The 16,041-nt window shown below is 62.3% G+C and carries 19 protein-coding genes; 13 read left to right on the top strand and 6 right to left on the bottom strand.

Translation table 11 applies throughout. The features are described 5' to 3' along the window. The first annotated feature begins 264 nt into the window (after window positions 1-264). Window positions 265-717, top strand: coding sequence for a YidB family protein (locus CK230_RS10635; protein WP_095817130.1), 453 nt, complete (start codon window positions 265-267; stop codon window positions 715-717). Between the two features lie 80 nt (window positions 718-797). Here the strand turns inward: CK230_RS10635 and CK230_RS32425 are convergent, their stop codons facing one another. Next, window positions 798-1,019, bottom strand: coding sequence for a hypothetical protein (locus CK230_RS32425; RefSeq protein WP_141246018.1), 222 nt, complete (start codon window positions 1,017-1,019; stop codon window positions 798-800). A 189-nt stretch (window positions 1,020-1,208) separates the two neighbouring features. Here CK230_RS32425 and CK230_RS33570 point away from each other — a divergent pair, with 189 nt between their 5' ends. Beyond that, entirely contained in the window at window positions 1,209-1,559 is a 351-nt protein-coding gene (locus CK230_RS33570) for a hypothetical protein (RefSeq protein ID WP_245429877.1), read from the top strand. Window positions 1,560-3,055: 1,496 nt separating this feature from the next. Further along, on the top strand, window positions 3,056-3,277 hold the full coding sequence (locus tag CK230_RS10615; RefSeq protein ID WP_141246017.1) for a hypothetical protein: 222 nt from the start codon (window positions 3,056-3,058) through the stop codon (window positions 3,275-3,277). Window positions 3,278-3,370: 93 nt separating this feature from the next. Here CK230_RS10615 and CK230_RS10610 read toward each other — a convergent pair whose 3' ends face one another. Continuing rightward, window positions 3,371-3,610, bottom strand: coding sequence for a hypothetical protein (locus CK230_RS10610; RefSeq protein ID WP_095817125.1), 240 nt, complete (start codon window positions 3,608-3,610; stop codon window positions 3,371-3,373). Between the two features lie 401 nt (window positions 3,611-4,011). On the opposite strand from CK230_RS10610, the gene CK230_RS10605 reads away from it, so the two are divergent. From CK230_RS10605 to CK230_RS10580, 6 genes are all read left to right on the top strand, one after another. Continuing rightward, window positions 4,012-4,944, top strand: coding sequence for a 2-dehydropantoate 2-reductase (locus tag CK230_RS10605; protein WP_245429876.1), 933 nt, complete (start codon window positions 4,012-4,014; stop codon window positions 4,942-4,944). A gap of 35 nt (window positions 4,945-4,979) precedes the next feature. Beyond that, entirely contained in the window at window positions 4,980-5,720 is a 741-nt protein-coding gene (locus CK230_RS10600) for a class I SAM-dependent methyltransferase (RefSeq protein ID WP_095817124.1), read from the top strand. Between the two features lie 292 nt (window positions 5,721-6,012). Next, window positions 6,013-6,582, top strand: coding sequence for a rod-binding protein (locus CK230_RS10595; RefSeq protein WP_245429875.1), 570 nt, complete (start codon window positions 6,013-6,015; stop codon window positions 6,580-6,582). Window positions 6,583-6,590: 8 nt separating this feature from the next. After that, the gene (locus CK230_RS10590) at window positions 6,591-7,010 is read left to right on the top strand and encodes a hypothetical protein (RefSeq protein WP_095817122.1); all 420 of its coding nucleotides are present in this window, start codon (window positions 6,591-6,593) and stop codon (window positions 7,008-7,010) included. A gap of 76 nt (window positions 7,011-7,086) precedes the next feature. Then, window positions 7,087-7,617, top strand: coding sequence for a hypothetical protein (locus tag CK230_RS10585; protein WP_095817121.1), 531 nt, complete (start codon window positions 7,087-7,089; stop codon window positions 7,615-7,617). A gap of 196 nt (window positions 7,618-7,813) precedes the next feature. Then, the gene (locus tag CK230_RS10580) at window positions 7,814-8,098 is read left to right on the top strand and encodes an SCP2 sterol-binding domain-containing protein (protein WP_095817120.1); all 285 of its coding nucleotides are present in this window, start codon (window positions 7,814-7,816) and stop codon (window positions 8,096-8,098) included. A 116-nt stretch (window positions 8,099-8,214) separates the two neighbouring features. On the opposite strand, the gene CK230_RS10575 is transcribed toward CK230_RS10580, so the two are convergent. Further along, window positions 8,215-8,883 carry an N-acetyltransferase gene (locus CK230_RS10575; RefSeq protein WP_095817119.1) on the bottom strand — a complete coding sequence of 223 codons (669 nt, stop codon included), beginning with the start codon at window positions 8,881-8,883 and terminating at the stop codon, window positions 8,215-8,217. 164 nt (window positions 8,884-9,047) lie between these two features. Beyond that, window positions 9,048-10,181 (bottom strand): ornithine/lysine decarboxylase, encoded by a 1,134-nt coding sequence (gene odc2 / locus CK230_RS10570; protein WP_095817118.1) that lies wholly within the window; start codon window positions 10,179-10,181, stop codon window positions 9,048-9,050. 540 nt (window positions 10,182-10,721) lie between these two features. Here odc2 and CK230_RS10565 point away from each other — a divergent pair. From CK230_RS10565 to CK230_RS10550, 4 genes are all read left to right on the top strand, one after another. Continuing rightward, a complete protein-coding gene (locus CK230_RS10565; RefSeq protein WP_095817117.1) occupies window positions 10,722-11,918 on the top strand; it encodes an amidase in 1,197 nt (398 codons plus the stop codon). Between the two features lie 2 nt (window positions 11,919-11,920). Continuing rightward, window positions 11,921-12,823 (top strand): LysR family transcriptional regulator, encoded by a 903-nt coding sequence (locus CK230_RS10560; protein ID WP_095817116.1) that lies wholly within the window; start codon window positions 11,921-11,923, stop codon window positions 12,821-12,823. A 131-nt stretch (window positions 12,824-12,954) separates the two neighbouring features. After that, entirely contained in the window at window positions 12,955-13,623 is a 669-nt protein-coding gene (locus CK230_RS10555; RefSeq protein ID WP_095817481.1) for a DUF1007 family protein, read from the top strand. Between the two features lie 7 nt (window positions 13,624-13,630). Continuing rightward, on the top strand, window positions 13,631-14,821 hold the full coding sequence (locus tag CK230_RS10550) for a nickel/cobalt transporter (protein WP_095817480.1): 1,191 nt from the start codon (window positions 13,631-13,633) through the stop codon (window positions 14,819-14,821). 35 nt (window positions 14,822-14,856) lie between these two features. Here CK230_RS10550 and denD read toward each other — a convergent pair whose 3' ends face one another. Together denD and CK230_RS10540 are read right to left on the bottom strand one after the other, a co-directional pair. Continuing rightward, a complete protein-coding gene (gene denD, locus CK230_RS10545) occupies window positions 14,857-15,831 on the bottom strand; it encodes a D-erythronate dehydrogenase (RefSeq protein WP_095817115.1) in 975 nt (324 codons plus the stop codon). A 2-nt stretch (window positions 15,832-15,833) separates the two neighbouring features. Then, the gene (locus tag CK230_RS10540; protein ID WP_095817114.1) at window positions 15,834-16,040 is read right to left on the bottom strand and encodes a hypothetical protein; all 207 of its coding nucleotides are present in this window, start codon (window positions 16,038-16,040) and stop codon (window positions 15,834-15,836) included. Window position 16,041 lies beyond the last annotated feature (1 nt).

Raw genomic sequence — 16,041 nt, 5'->3', positions numbered from 1 at the left:
ATATTCGCCGATAGCCCGCCGCCGGTGTGCCCCCACACCTAGCGGCGGGCTAAGGTGGCCGGCGCCTCTCATTAGGAGATTGCCTGAGCCTGCGCCGGCCTGGCGAACCTTGGTCCGCCGCATATGCAGCTTAGCTAAAACATCCTGGCTCAGACCATGGTGTGATCGCGGAAGCCACAGATTGGGCTTTCCACAGAACTTTGGAAGTGCAGCGGAACTTTTCCGACCGCGGCCGCTTCCCCTGTGATTGATGGGAGGAAACCAATGGCAAATCTGGGCAGACTGGCTGTCGCCATATTAGGCGTGCTCGCATACCAAAATCGCGACAAGATCGGGGAATTGCTGCGCGGGAATCGCGATCCGAACAATCCGCAGGGCGGGATCCTGGACCAACTGTCGAAAGGCGTATCCGGAACAGCGCTTGGCGATATCGTCGACCGCTTCCGAGATGCGGGAGCCGGGTCGAAGGTGGATTCTTGGGTTAGCCCCGGACCCAACCAGCCGATTGAACCAAACGAGGTCGAGGCGGCAATAGATGATGAAACCCTGGCTTCCCTCTCAATGCAGACCGGGCTGTCCCGCGATGAACTGATCTCCAGGATAACCCGGGACTTGCCCGAGGCGATCAACAATCTCACCCCCAACGGCGAACTGCCGCCTGCAGGTCCGGAGGACGTTACCCTGCTCGATCAGGTGCCGCCGCGTGCCGCGCCCTAGACCACGCAAAGGCGAGTAGGCAGCCTGGAAGCCGTTGTCGTCTGACAGACAGCCAGGAAATGGCGCGGACGACAAGGCGGCTAATCAGCCGTCTTAACCGGGATTTGAAATCGATAGATTGTACCACGCTCGCTATCCGTCACTCTGACCCATTTCTCGTCGGCGCTGGCTTCCCAATCTTCAGTTACCACAGCGTCGCTGATCACGCGGGCGACCGCCTCTTCAGGCGTCTCCGCGGTAATCTCGCGGCCGGCCATCGGCAAATCGCCGTCCATCTCTTCGACGAAAAACCTTTTGGACACGTGGTTCCCTCCTCGCTGGTAACCTCGGAAGGCAACGACCGCAAATTGAAGATGCTTCCCGATGCACCAAATGAGCGTAAGGCAACGCGGCCCGCGGGAGAAAGTTTCGAAAAGGTGAGCGGAACCTAACATACTGCTCATGCTTGTGAAAAAATGAGCACACGCGGCGCCAATTTTCTCGAGCGTTGGATGGCAGAGCATCTGGCCGAAGCGGTAACGGATGACCCTGCCACGATAAGCGATCTGACTGACCAACTTATGGAAGCTGCGGACCGGGAGGGCATCGAGGTCAGCGAGATCTATGAGGAAGTTGGCAGCGTCTTCGAGGTGATCGCGGGAGCGGTGCAGCACCGCGACGGAAGTTTGCCAGAAAATGATCTTACCGAATTTGACCTGCTGGTCGGCCGACTGTCACGAGAAGCGAATCTCACGGAAGCACAGGCTCGTGATCTGATTGAGCGCTTCGGCACGGATTGGGAAAAGCTCCTCAATGAAGCTTATTTCCTGAAAGAGCTTGAAGCCGGCAGGCGTCAGGAATAAATCCCTCATCGGTGCGGCGACCCCTTCAGCACGAGGATCGCCATTGGGCAAGGAATATCCGTTTTCAGAAAGCACGCTGGGAGGCAAACTGGCCGCCGGCACGGGTTTGTCAGTTCACTGCTTCGGCTGCCAGCGCCGAGCGGTTCTTGGCATCGCCAGCTAGTCAAACGGTTCGGCCCGGACCAGCCCTGTCTTCACTGGGATCTGATTAAAATCGTCTATTGCCACGAGTGCCGCGCCGCCGGCCGGGATGACCGGAACCTGCAATTCACGAACCATGCCGTGACACCAGAGCAGCGGAAGGGGTGGACGCCTTGCTCATAGGCGGCCCGACAGTTCTGCGCTCTGTTGGGGCGTTGGGTTGAACCGTCGGGTCTAGCCGACTCGGGGTGGCGGAGTCGGCCGATGCAGAGGTTACATTAGCAAGGCTGCATGAATATCACGGTTGGTTACATTTCACTGATTCTCTGTCCGGATGCCGTGCCCCGGGCGGCCCGGCGCGAAGCGGGGTAGGCTCCACGAGCCGGGCCTGACCGGCAGGGCACTAGATACACTGCACCGGCTGACGAAGGTTATATCAGCTGTGGCTAAAGCTTCCGTCGTGTGAACAGAGGAGGCTGCGAAGGCGCCTGAACAGCGCAAAGGCTGGAAGCCTTGCCCATGAGGCGATTTCCGCTTTCTTACAGAACCGGGCGGTTCGGCTTCCTCGGTTCCGGCAAGCTGTTACACGGATTTGCTGCCAATGCTGCTAAGCGCCAGTCCCTTTGGCACATCTCCTTTGTCAGCAACTCATTGCGATCATCATGAGCGTTCGCTCGACCTTTCTTCGCGGCAAGCAGATAGTCGGCTCTGTTCGTTCGAAAGTCTTCTTTGTTCGCAGACATCGTTTTCCTCCCGGATTCCGCAGGCGTTGCCCTCCTTCTGGCCTGACGGGGAGACACACTAGCTGCCGATATGTCGCGCGAGTCCACCGATTGAGGATTGTGTAGAACGATTTATCCGGGCAGCGGCTGCCGACCTCTAGACGGTGTAGACAGCGGCGCGACCGCAGCCTGCGTGGTCTTAACATTTGTAGGCGCGCCCGGCCGGCTGTGAGCGCATGATTACTTTCTTGGCCCACGTGCCGGGCCGAGACCCCACTTCACCCGCTGGCTTCGGCCGGCGGGCTTTTTGTCGCCTTGCGCGACTAAACTGGGCAGCCGGCAGAGTGAGCACCGATAAGAAATCGAGACGCCTCTGGATCGCCATTAGCATCGTCATTGCTGGGCTTGTGCTCATCCTGCTAGTTGGCCTCGCATACGCCGTGCTGATCCAACATCCTGCCGGATAAGAAGCTTTCATTTAAGCGTAATGCCGGCCGAAGATTTCGGCCGCTACATCAAATGCAATAGACAGTCTGGGCAGGAGCCGCCAAGGTGCGTTGGTCAGCGGCTATGTTATGGCCTCCGCTGCTTGAGAGCGACCAACGCACTCTCGCCCCCAACGGGAACAGAGAGATGCAACGGCACCTGCCGCCTAATGCCTTTTATCCGGAAGACCTCGACGTGCTGAAGCGCGTGTTTGACGTTCTGTGCCGCGAGCGCGGTTGCCAGCCGGGCTCCCCGGAAGGCGAAGCTACCGCCTTGGTACTGGTCAACTTGTTCGAGAGCGGCCGGAGAACGGAAGAGGAGCTGCTTGAGGCGGTTCAGACCACGCAGGCCTACCGCAAGGCAAGCTAGGCGGTGCCGGCTTACGCGCCTCCCGACGCCTTTTGGTGAGCAGCTCGGCCTCCTCACGTCATAGCAGCAGGCAGGCCCGGTGCTTGTGGAAACTCACCTCTTTATGCTCGGCGCTGGAGGTATCCCTTGGGACTCAAAACTCAGCCGCTCCACGGTGGCAACAATCGCAACCGACAGTGCCTCGGCCTCGTCGAGTAGCGTCGGGCCATAGTGCCCATTCACCTGCTCCTCGCTCGTAAGCACGCCCGGCGGGCAGTGTTCCTCGATCGTTGCGCGGATCATGCGCAAGGCGGCGCGGCAAGCAGGGTCGTTTTCCATAACCAAAATAAACATTCAATTTTGCTAAAATGTTCCGGAACAGGTATCGGCCGGCGCCTTGAATTGCGTTGTGTTGGGGTTGTGCGCTGCATCTCACTTTCATCAAGCCGATGGACCCAGGCAGCAAATCTTTCGGTCGAACGGCTTTGCAATCTGGTCGCTTGCCGCTACGCCGAGGCGGTAAGAAGCTGAACGCCGGGCGCCAGGGGAAGCGTCGGCAAAGGACATTCTCCTCAGTTACTTTGATTCGGTGGGATGGTGAGCATCCATTTCGATGCCCGTCTCGGAAATCTGCTCAGCTGGAGTGACGTGCCAACTGGCTGGTCACTGAAGAAACTGCTAATATTAGTTGGGCTCACCAATCGGTTCGCAACGCGTGGCGGGTTGATGGCGACAGCTGACGTCGAGGGGACGGCATGCGGATCGCGATGATGGGAGCGGGCGGCATCGGCGGATATATTGGCGCCAGGCTAGCCCAGGCAGGGGGCGACGTGAGCTTCATTGCTCGCGGAGCGCACCTCGCGGCAATGCTCCAGACTGGTCTGAGAATCCAGAGCGACCTCGGCAGCTTTGTTCTTGCGCCTGTGTCCGCGAGCGAAGCGGCGGTTGATATCGGACCCGTCGATTTGGTGATCTTTGCAGTGAAGCTCTACGACAGCGAGGATGCCGCTGCGTCGATCGCTCCGCTCATAGCCGATAACACGCGCGTCGTTACGCTGCAAAACGGCATCGATAGCGTCGAAATTCTTTGTCGTCACGTGCAAGGCAAGCGCGTGATCGGTGGTGCCACCTACCTTTCCGGTTTCATCAACAAGCCCGGCGAGGTCATTCATTCGGGCGGGCTGCCGCACATCCTGGTCGGCGGCCAACATGATCCTGTCATCGAGAAACTGCAGGAGCTGTGTGATCGTGCCATCGGGCTTGAGCTGACGCCAGTCGCAGACATCGACGAAGTGCTTTGGGAGAAATTTGTAACGCTAGCCGCCTTCTCGGGAGGAACATCGCTGATGCGCTCGGGCATCGGTCCGATCCTGGCCGATCCGGAATCGCGTATCTTCATTGAACAGTTGCGGGATGAGGGGATGGCGGTAGCCGCAGCGGCCGGCCACCCGATGGCCGACGGGTTCCCGGGTCGCGTCGAGACAAGGTGGTCTGCGTTTCCCCCGCATGTGAAATCCTCGATGGCCAATGACCTTGAACGAGGGAAACCCATCGAGGTTGCGTGGCTTTCCGGTCGAATGCATCAACTGGGAATGAAACTGGGGGTGGCTACGCCGGGCCACTCGGCCGTGTTCCGAGCGCTCCATCTCCACGCACTGGGGACGCAACGCGAGAATTCCAATCTCTGAATAACGCTCATAGCCACATCTATTGGGAGGACGTCATGGCAGGTTCCTCGAACGACACAATGCTGGTCAGGGCAGGCGACGACGCTGTTGGTTCCCAGGACATGTTCAACAAGGAACTGCAAACCTATCGCAAGATCGTTGGCGCGAATCTCATGTTCCATCGCGAGGTCTACGGCCTCCTTCGCGATCTGCTTGTCGAGCATGCGCCGGCGTCATTCCGGTTTCTCGACATTGCCTGTGGAGATGCCAGCGCCTCCGCCGCAATGCTGAAGACGATGGCGATCGGAAATTATGTCGGCATCGACTCGTCTGAGGCATCTCTGCGACTGGCGGCACGGGAGCTCGACGGCCTGCCATGTCCGGTTGAGTTGCGGTGCAGTGATTTCGCCCGGGCCATGGCGAAATGGTCTGAGCCTGTCGATGTAATCTGGATCGGCATGTCGCTGCACCACCTGCCAGCCACGGGCAAGGCACAGCTGATGCAGGACGCCCGCCGCTCTCTGGCAGGCAAGGGCATTTTTATCATTTGGGAGCCGGCGCTGTTCGAGGGAGAGGAGCGCTTATCCTGGCTGGAACGATTTTCTTTGCTGCGCGACGAATGGTCGGCCGTTTCGGATGATGAATTCGCTTCGATGGAAAGGCACATGCTTCTTGCCGATTTCCCGGAGACGGTCGGCACATGGCTCTGCATGGGCAGGGACGCGGGCTTCTCCCAGGCGGAGGAGGTTTTCATGATGCCGAACAAAATGGGCAGGGTGTTTCGGTTCTCAAATTGAGTCTGAGCCGAGAATGGCCGCCGTCATCTTCCGCACGACCTCGCAGCCCTGGGAGACTATTTTGGACGAAACGTGCCGATCTACCAATCAAAACGTTGAATTTGTCTTGTAAACAGACCGTCGGCTTGCGGCTCAATGGCGAAATCAGAAACATCTGCTTGGGGAACACCCCTCGTGGTGCGAAGCAGACAACCGATCCAACATCCGCATTCCGCCTCCCATTTCCCGCAAGCCTGCCACAAGCTTGTTCAGTCATTGTGCGGATAACAAAACCGGCAAAGGGCGGACTTTCTTGGCCATTTCCCCACCCAGCGACATCGTCATGGACGTTGCCCGCGCAGCGGAGCCGGCCGATGTCGAGGCCGCGCGCGCGGCGCTCGCCAGACGAGCGAACGGCGCCTCGGCGCCATTCGCCCTCCATCCGTCCGCGACGGTCGATGCTGGCTCCGTGCTCTCGCGCGCCACTGCCGACAAGGCGGAAGCCGCCAATCCAGCGAAGAAGTTCCAGCGCTTCGAGGCGATGGTGCTGACGACCTTCATCCAGAACATGATGCCCAAGGACACCGAGGGCGTTTACGGCAAGGGCCTGGCCGGCGACATGTGGAAGTCGCAGCTCGCCGAAAAGGTGGCCGATGTCATGGCCGCGCATGGCGGCATCGGCATCGCCCGATCCATGCTCGCCGACCACTATCTCGACGGCAAGCACAAGGTGCCGGTCGGCCCCGTTGCCGGCGGACCGCAGAAAGCGGAGATTGACCAGCAGACCAGGCTTTCGACCTCGATGGTCGAGGAGCTTGAACGCAAGGCCGCACGGTCGATGACCGGCGACGACACAACCATAAAAACGGACATCAATATCTAGGGACCTACATGGCCGACCAGACGGACCTTTCCAACCTTCCCGCGCGCGCCAATGCATTGGAAGCGCCCGCCGCCGCACGACCCGGCAACCTCGCCGCCATCATCGGCCGCATCGAGGAAGTCGTGGACGAGGAGACCGCCGGCATCCGCAGTGGAACGGCCTATGACCTCAAGTCCTCGAACGCGCGCAAGAGCCGGTATCTTTACGAGCTCAACCGCGCCTTGAAGGGCGCCAACGAGATCGAATTCCTCGAGCAGCATCGCGAAGGCCTTTTGCGGCTGCGCCAGAAGCTGGCCAAGAACGAGGCGGCGATCCTCGCCCATCTCAACGCCGTCAACGAGGTCGCCACGCTTCTGAGGAACGCCATCCAGCGCGCCGATGCCGACGGTACCTATTCGGCCGGCGAGTTCGGAATGGCTCGAGCATGATCCCGAACCGCAGGACCGCGTCAGCGAAAAGTGGAGGCCGGTTTTCGGACAAGATCATGCTCGCAGCAAATAGAACATGATAAAATTCATCGCCGCCGCGCTGTGGATTTGCGCCGTGACGCTCGGCGCGGTCTTCTACTCTTTCCAGGCGGCCAGCCAACGCGGCGCGGCCGAACCGCCGAAGCCAATGCTGGGTGGCCTCGACTACGTCAAGACCGACATGATCTCGGTGCCGCTGCTGCGCGATGGCACGATCGACGGCTATTTCCTCACCAAGCTCGTCTACACGATTGAGCCGGAACAGATGAAGAAGCTGTCGGTCCCGGCGCAGGCGCTGATGACCGACCAGGTCTATTCCTACCTCTATTCCAATCCGCAGATCGATTTCACCAAGAAGGAATCGATCGATCTCGACGCCTTCCGCAAGTCGATCCGCGATACCATCAACACCCGCATTGGCGTCGAACTGGTGAACGATGTGCTGATCGACCAGGTCAACTTCCTTTCAAAGGACGATATCCGCGACAACGCGCTGCGCCGCCGCAGGGGTGCCGGCGAAACCGCGGCGGCGATGACCAAGGCGTTCAAGACCGCGCCGGAGCATTGATTGTCCGGCCAAGGTTCGGCATGGATGCCTGAGCCAGCTTCCCCGTGATGCGACTTGACGCATGGTGATCGCGTTGACGTTTACGTCAACTCGAAGCTATATGCGCGGTGACACGCGACCGCGCTTGAGGCGTGGCGCGTCGCCCAGCGGCTCGACAGGCCGGTGCGCGTCAATGCAACCAACGAGGAGGACCGCCATGGGCGTTCAGGAGATTGCCGACAAGATCAGGTCGCGCGTGGCAAGCGCCGGCTTCGAGCATTCGGTCAAGTTCGACACCGGCAGCGACGGCGTCATCGTCATCGACGGCGCGACCGTCTCGACCACCGATGCGCCGACCGACTGCACCGTCAAGCTCTCGCTTGACGATCTGGATTCGCTGATCGCCGGCGACCTCAATCCCACGATGGCCTTCATGGCCGGCAAGCTCAAGGTCGAAGGCGACATGACCGTCGCCATGGGACTTAGCCAGCTGCTCGGGTGATCGTTTGCGAAAAAACAACGCCGCCCGATGGGCGGCGTTGTTTTTTTTCGAACTTAGAGCAATTCCAGGAAAAGTGCGTGGCGGTTTTCCGTCCGGAATTGCGTGAAAACAAAGACTCAGGCGACGAAGCCCGGCGCCTGACCTTTGATCTTGCGGCCGGCGGCCTTGATCGTGCCTCTGGCGCCATCCAGCGCGCCATCCTTCAGCTGCAGCGCCAGAAGCCGGTGCCGCTCGTAGGGACCGGGCATGGCGAGCGCTCCGGTGCGATCGGCCGAGAAGCCGAACCGTCCGTAATAGGGCGCATCCCCGACGAGCAGGATCGCGCCATGGCCGAGCCGCGCGGCCTCGGCGATCGCATGCCGCATCAGCGCCGAGCCGATGCCGCCGCTCTTCAAGCCAAGCTCGACCGCCAGCGGGCCAAGCAGAAGTGCTGCCGGACCGCCCTCGCCCAGCCTCACATCCCAAAGCCGCACCGTGCCGACGACCGCGCCCGAGGCATCGCGGGCGACGAAAGCCAGGCCCTCCGAGGGCCGCCGGCCGCGCCGCAGCTTCTCGGACGACTTCTTCCTGCGCTTGGGTCCCATGGCGCGGTCGAGCAGCGCTTCGCGCGCCGCGGTGTCGATGACGGATTCGGCGACGATCGCAAACGCGCGAGCGATCTCCCCCCTCGAGGGGGAGATGTCGCGGCAGGCGACAGAGGGGGTCGCCGCGCGTGAAGCGCCAACATCTTTCTGCCGCAAGAGGTCGAGTTCAGTCGAACCGACCCCCTCTGGCCTACCGGCCATCTCCCCCTCAAGGGGGGAGATTCCGCCCACGCCACTGTTGATGATGAAATTTGCCAAGTCCATGTCCGCGATCCTTCACGAGCGGAGATCTGTTCCACAAGCGAGCCCGGGCGGGCGATGGACATCGCCCGCGCCGGTCGATCTGAGCGCTTCTTGCGAACCGCTCAGATCACGTAGGATCGGAGAGGCTCGAAGCCGTTGAAAGCGACCGCCGAATAGGTGGTCGTGTAGGCTCCGGTGCCTTCGATCAGCACCTCGTCGCCGATGGTCAGCGACAAGGGCAGCGGATAGGGCGTCTTCTCGTACATTACGTCGGCCGAATCGCAGGTCGGGCCGGCGAGCACGCAAGGCGCGGTCTCCGAGCCGTCATGGCGCGTGACCAGCGGATAGCGGATCGCCTCGTCCATCGTCTCGGCGAGACCACCGAACTTGCCGATGTCGAGGAACACCCAGCGCACATTGTCGTTGTCGGCCTTCTTGGAGATCAGCACGACTTCCGACTTGATGACGCCGGCATTGCCGACCATGCCGCGGCCCGGCTCTATGATCGTCTCGGGCAGCGCATTGCCGAAATGCTTGCGCAGCGCCGAGAAGATCGCCTGGCCGTAGGCCTGGGCCACCGGCACGTCCTTCAGGTAACGGGTCGGGAAACCGCCGCCCATGTTGACCATCTTGAGCACAATGCCTTCCTCGGCGAGCGTCGCGAACACCTTCTTGGCGTCGCCCAGCGCGCGATCCCAGGCCGTGAGATCCGTCTGCTGCGAGCCGACATGGAACGACACGCCATAGGCGTCGAGGCCGAGGCCTTTGGCATGGCGCAGCACGTCCACGGCCATCGCCGGCACGCAGCCGAACTTGCGCGACAGCGGCCACTCGGCGCCTTCACCGTCGGTGAGCACGCGGCAGAACACGCGCGAGCCGGGCGCGACGCGGGCGATCTTCTCGACCTCCTCGACGCAGTCCACGGCAAAGAGACGGATGCCGAGCTGGTAGGCGCGTGCGATGTCACGCTCCTTCTTGATGGTGTTGCCGAAGGAAATGCGGTCGGCGGGCGCACCCGCGTCCATCGCCATCTCGACCTCGGCAACCGATGCGGTGTCGAAGGACGAGCCCATCGCAGCAAGCAGGCGCAGGATTTCCGGCGCCGGGTTTGCTTTCACCGCATAATAGATTTTGGAATCGGGCAGCGCCTTCTCGAAGGCGCGGAAATTGTCGCGCACGACATCGAGGTCGACGACGAGGCAAGGGCCGTTCGGACGTCGGGTGGCGAGGAAGTCAAGGATGCGCTGGGTGGCCATCGGGTCTCTCCATAACGCCTTTCGGCGCGCACAAAGGCTACGGAACGCGGGCGCTCAGCCTCGCGAACTCGCGGTCAAACAAAGGCGGGACGTAAATCCATGGAACCAGCCGGTGGAGACCCCGGAACCATGAAATGCCGTCTCGCGGCGATGAACCTTGGCCTTGCCCGGCCTCGGTTCGCTTTGTCTGCCTTGGCTTGGATGGGAAACCCCGTCCGCACTGCCGGCAATGAAGGTGTGCCTCTTTAGTAACCCCGGTCTTTGGACAACCGGAAGAGAACCAGAAAGGCCCGCACCGTCGTTGCTTCAAGGTGTCCTCGATCTTGTGGTTGGCCACTGACCGACTGGAGTGGTTGGCTCCAGTTACCTTACCGATTGCCCTCACCATTCGAGGATCGGCGGACACCCACAGGCACGTGCGACTTTGGGCAAGCGCGATATAGGGGCGAAGGGTTTCACAATCAATAAAAATCGTAAGCCCAGGTTGTAAAATTTCCGGCATCGAACAATGTTGGTCGCACCGTATCCGGAAATCGAACGATGCCAGGAACCCAAGGGCCGCTGAACGCCTTCCTCGATCTGCGCCAGATGCCTGTGGCGCATGCGGAATTGGGCCCGCTCGCCGGCCTGCGCCTGGCGGTCAAGGACATCTACGACGTCGCAGGCTACCGCACCGGCTGCGGCAACCCGCAGAAATTCGAGGAGGCGCATGCCGCCTCGCGCACGGCCGAAGCGGTGCAGGCGATCCTCGATGCCGGCGCGCGATTCGTCGGCAAGACCCAGACCGACGAACTGGCCTTCTCGCTGTTCGGCCAGAACGCGCATTTCCCCTACCCGGTCAATCCCGCCGCGCCCGAGCGCGCCACCGGCGGCTCCTCCTCCGGCTCGGCGGCCGCGGTTGCGGGTGGGCTGGCGAACATTGCCACCGGCTCCGACACCGGCGGCTCGATCCGCGCTCCGGCGAGTTTCTGCGGCCTGATCGGACTGCGCACCACCCATGGCCGCATTTCGCTCGACGGGGCGATGAAGCTGGCATCGAGCTTCGACACTTTTGGCTGGTTCGCCGACGACATCGAGACCTACGAGGCGGTCGGCAAGCTTCTGCTCGGCCGCGACCCGCACCAGCACCCGCTCAACCGCCCGTTGTCGATCCGCTGGTTGGACGCCTTCGTCATGGGTCCGGCGGAGGCCGCGCAATATGCGCGCATGAAGGCGCTGGCCGCCTCTGTCATCGGCCAGCCCGTGGAGACCGAATACGCCTTCGCCTCATCCCCCGACGAGCTTTACTGGTGCTTTCGTCGCCTGCAGGCTTTCGAGGCCTGGCGCGAGCATGGCCCGTGGATTTCGGCCGGCGGTCGCCTCAGCCCGGGCGTCGAGGAGCGTTTTGCCTTCGGCCGCACCATAGATGCCAAAACTGCCGCCGCCGAAGCGGCGCGGCGGCTGGCGTTCCGGGACGAGCTCGGCGCGCTGCTCGGCAACAGCGGCTTTCTGGTCCTGCCCACCGTTCCCGGCCCGGCGCCGCTCGCCGCCAGCACGCCGGAACGGTTCCAGGCCTATCGCGAAAGAGCGCTGCATCTCTTGTGCCTTTCAGGCCTTTCAGGCTTTCCCCAGATCACTTTGCCGATCGGTTCCGTCGACGGCGCACCTTTCGGCCTTTCGCTGCTCGGCCCTTCCGGCAGCGACGTGGCCCTGATACGGCTCGGCCGCAGGATTCTCGACGCGGCACGAAAGGTCTGACCATGGATACATTGACCCGCATGCGCGCCTTCATCGACGTGGTCGAGGCGGAAGGCTTTTCGGCCGCGGCGCGCAAGATCGGCCGCTCCAAGGCGCTGCTGTCGAAATATGTGCGCGAGCTGGAGGACGAGCTCGGCGCGCTGCTGTTGAACCGCACCACGCGCCAGTTCTCGCTGACCGAGGCCGGCCACACCTATTACCAGCGCGCCTCCGAGATCGTGCGCGAGGTCGACAGCCTCGCCGAGACGGTGCGCCAGTCTTCCGGCGACGTCCGCGGCAGGATCAAGCTGTCGGCCGCCCGCACCTTCGCCGACGCGCCGATCGGCCAATCGCTGATCGACTTCACCAGGCAGCACCCCGACATCGTGCTCGACATCCATCTCGACGACCGTTTCGTCGACCTGGTCGAGGAAGGGTTCGACCTTGCCGTGCGCATCTCGCGGCTGGAGAACTCCTCGCTGATCGCCAGGCGGCTGGCGCCGTTTTCGGTCAGGCTTTGCGCGTCGCCGGAGCTGATGGCCAAGCATGGCGCGCCGACGCGGCCGCAGGATCTCGCCAACCTGCCCTGCATCGTCGACACCAACGGCCGCTCGCTGGCCAACTGGCGTTTCAAGGGCGAGGGCGAGGAATCCATGAGCGTCGCCGTGTCAGGCCCGATCGAAGTCAACAGCCCGATCGTGGCACGAGCCGCGGCGCTCTCGGGCCTCGGCTTTGCCTTGCTGCCCGATTTCATCGCCGCCCCCGACGTCGCGTCCGGTAAGCTGGTCACAGCGCTCGACGATCGCCTCCTGTCGGGCACCGGCATCTTCGCCGTCTACCCGCACCGCCGCTATCTGCCGGCCAAGGTAAGGGTCTTCGTCGACTTCCTGGTGCACTGGTTCAGGACGCGCGATACGGCGTCGTAGGGGACGCGTCCCAATTTCGCCTGCTTTATGTCAACCCTCGGGCTCGCTCCCTAGAGCAATTCCAGGAAAAGTGCGTAGCGGTTTTCCGTCCGGAATTGCGTAAAACAATGTCAATGGAATCGCGGCACGGAATGCATCTGAAACGGCAAGCAACCATGCTGGCTTCGGCCCTTGCGGCCACATTGGCCTCGGTCGAACAGGCTGAAGTGCACCCGCATGTCTTCGCCGAAGCCCGGCTCGACGTCATTCTCAGCCAGGATCACCAAAGTGTGACGGCGCTGCGCCACCTTTGGCGCTTCGACGACCTGTTTTCGAGTACAGTGATGATGGAGTTCGACAAGAACTCCGATCTGAAACTTGACGACAAAGAGCTCAAGGAAGTGGCCGACACCGTCCATTCCTCGCTGGCCGAGTTCAACTACTTCCAGCTCGTCACCCAGGACGGCAAGGACGTGCCCATGGTGCCGCCGCCGCACCTCATGGCGAACTTCGACAACGACCAGTTGATCATCCTGTTCGAATCGCAGCCCAAGACGCCGATCAAGCTTGCCGGCAAGATCGATATCGGCGTCTACGATCCGACCTTCTACACCGCGATCGACTTCACCGACGACGCCAACCTCACGGTCGAAGGCCTGCCCTCGACCTGCACCAAGAAGGTCATCCGCCCAGATCCGGATGAGGCGATCAAGGAAAACCAGAAGACCCTGACGGACGCGTTCTTCAACGATCCGACAGGCACCGACATGAGCAAGATCTTCGCCACCAAGCTCGAATTGGACTGCCCGCCGGAAGGATGATTTGGTGATGAAACCGTCGTTACACCTGGCGCTTGGCTTGCTGGCCGCCACCTTCGTGATCACTCACTTGCCCGGCGCCGCGCATGCGCAAAGCTCGCTCGGCATCGGCACCAATGACGGCATGGCGCCGACCGCGACAGGCCCGTTCGCCCACATCCTGATGTGGATCAATCTCAGGCAACAGGAATTCTACCATTCGCTGGCCGCAGCCATGAAAGCCATGCGCCAGGACGGCAGCAAGCTCTGGCTGCTGATCGGCCTGTCTTTCGCTTATGGCATCTTTCATGCCGCCGGCCCCGGCCACGGCAAGGCGGTGATCTCATCCTACATGGTCGCCAATGAAGTTGCGCTGAAGCGCGGCATCATGCTCTCCTTCGTCTCGGCGCTGCTGCAGGGCCTGACGGCGGTGGTCGTCATGATGCTTGCCTATTTCGTGCTGCGCGGCACCGCGATCTCGATGACCGACGCCGCCTGGTTCCTCGAAATCTCAAGCTTTGTGCTGGTCACCTTGTTCGGTGCCTGGCTCTTGTGGCGCAAGCTCGGCCCATCGGTACTGCGCCTCTTCGGCAGGACGCCTGCCTACAGCCTGTCGGCCGCCCATACCAGCCATTCGCATGGCGGGCATTCCCGCGCTCAAGCTCACGCACATGCCCATGCCGGCCACTCTCATGCGCACGCGCACGCCGCGCATTTGCATGACGATCATCATCATCATCATGAGCATTCGCATGCCCACGCCCATGATCATGGCGCGCATGAGCACCACCATCACGCCGCGCACGACCACGCCCATCACGACCATGATCCGGGCGAAGTCTGCGAGACCTGCGGCCATTCGCATGCGCCGGATCCGGCGATGCTCTCGGGCGACCGCTTCGACTGGAAGACCGCCTGGTCAGCTGTGGCCGCCGTCGGTATCCGCCCCTGCTCCGGCGCGCTGATCGTGCTGAGCTTCGCGCTGCTCAACGGACTTTGGTTAGGCGGGTTGCTGTCGGTGCTGGCGATGTCGATCGGCACCGCGATCACCGTCTCGGCGCTGGCGACGATCGCCGTGCTGGCCAAGAACTGGGCGGTCTATTTCGCCGGCGAAGGCCGCATCGGCAACCGCATCCACTCCATCGTCGAGATCGGCGGCGCCGCCTTCATCTTCCTGGTCGGCCTGCTGCTGCTGTTGGCGAGTCTGTCGGGCGGCGTCTGAACGTCGATTTTCGCCGCCCAGACGCTGGATGGCCGCTACGCTATCTGCCCGCCGAGCTCGTCCTCGATATGAGCGCGGATGATCTCGTCGAAATTCTTTTCAGCGGCAAAGCCGAGTTCCCGCGCCCGCCTGGCCTCGAACCGCGTCGGCCAACCCTTGACGATCGCCCAGATGACCTCGTCGGGCTGCTCGCGGATCCGCTTCGTGACCTCGGCGCCGGCAATGCGCTCCAGCGCCTCGATCTGCTCGCCGACGGTGACGGCGACGCCAGGCATTGTCAGGTTGCGGCGCGGTCCGACCTTGTCGCCGTCGATTTCGGCCGCATGGATGAGGAAATTCACTGCCGAGCGCGGGCTGGCATGGGTGTGCAGCACCGAGCGCGGCACCGGCAGGATCGCCTCCTGCCCGGCGAGCGGCTCGCGGATTATGCCGGAGAAGAAGCTGGAGGCCGCCTTGTTCGGCTTGCCGGGGCGCACGCAGATCGTCGGCAGCCTTATACCGATGCCGTCGAAGAGGCCGCGCCGTGTGTAATCGGCGAGCAGCGCTTCGCTTATCTGCTTCTGCGTGCCGTATGAGGTGAGCGGCGTCGGGTGGAACTCGTCCGGAATGACATCTGGAAACGGCGCGCCGAACACGGCGATCGACGAGGTGAAGACAAGGCGCGGCGAAAATGCCGCCAGCCGCACCGCGTCGAACAGCGCGCGCGTGCCGTCGAGATTGACCCGGTAGCCGAGATCGAAATTGGCTTCGGCCTCGCCCGACACGATACCGGCCAGGTGGAAGATCACGTCCGGGCGCGGAGCCACGAGGGCCGCCATGGCGCCAGGCGCGGAAAGATCGCCGGTGTGGATCGAGACCTCGACGCCCGCAAGCGCCGGCGCCTGCGGCGCCACGATGTCGTGCAGGTCGAGCGCATTTATCTGGCGCCCGCGCAAGGCGCCGTCCCTGGCCAGCCGCGCGATAAGCTTGCGGCCCACCATGCCGGCCGCGCCCGTGATCAGAATTTTCATCTTCAGAGACCTTTCTTGCGTTGGCTGCGCCCGCGCAGCCACAGGACAACAAACAGCCCGACCATGAAGACCGCGGCGATGACGGCCGCCAGCACCGTCGACACCTTGCCCGCGGCCAGCATGATGGCCGGCAGGAAATAGGCGGCGAGACCGAACACGAGCAGTATCACAGCCGCGGCGATCGCCGCGTTGCGTGTGTCACGATCCATC

The organism is Mesorhizobium sp. WSM3859, assembly GCF_002295065.1.
Taxonomy (GTDB): Bacteria; Pseudomonadota; Alphaproteobacteria; order Rhizobiales; family Rhizobiaceae; genus Mesorhizobium.
Note: the sequence above shows the minus strand (reverse complement) of the source record. Positions and strands in the feature narration are given on the sequence as shown.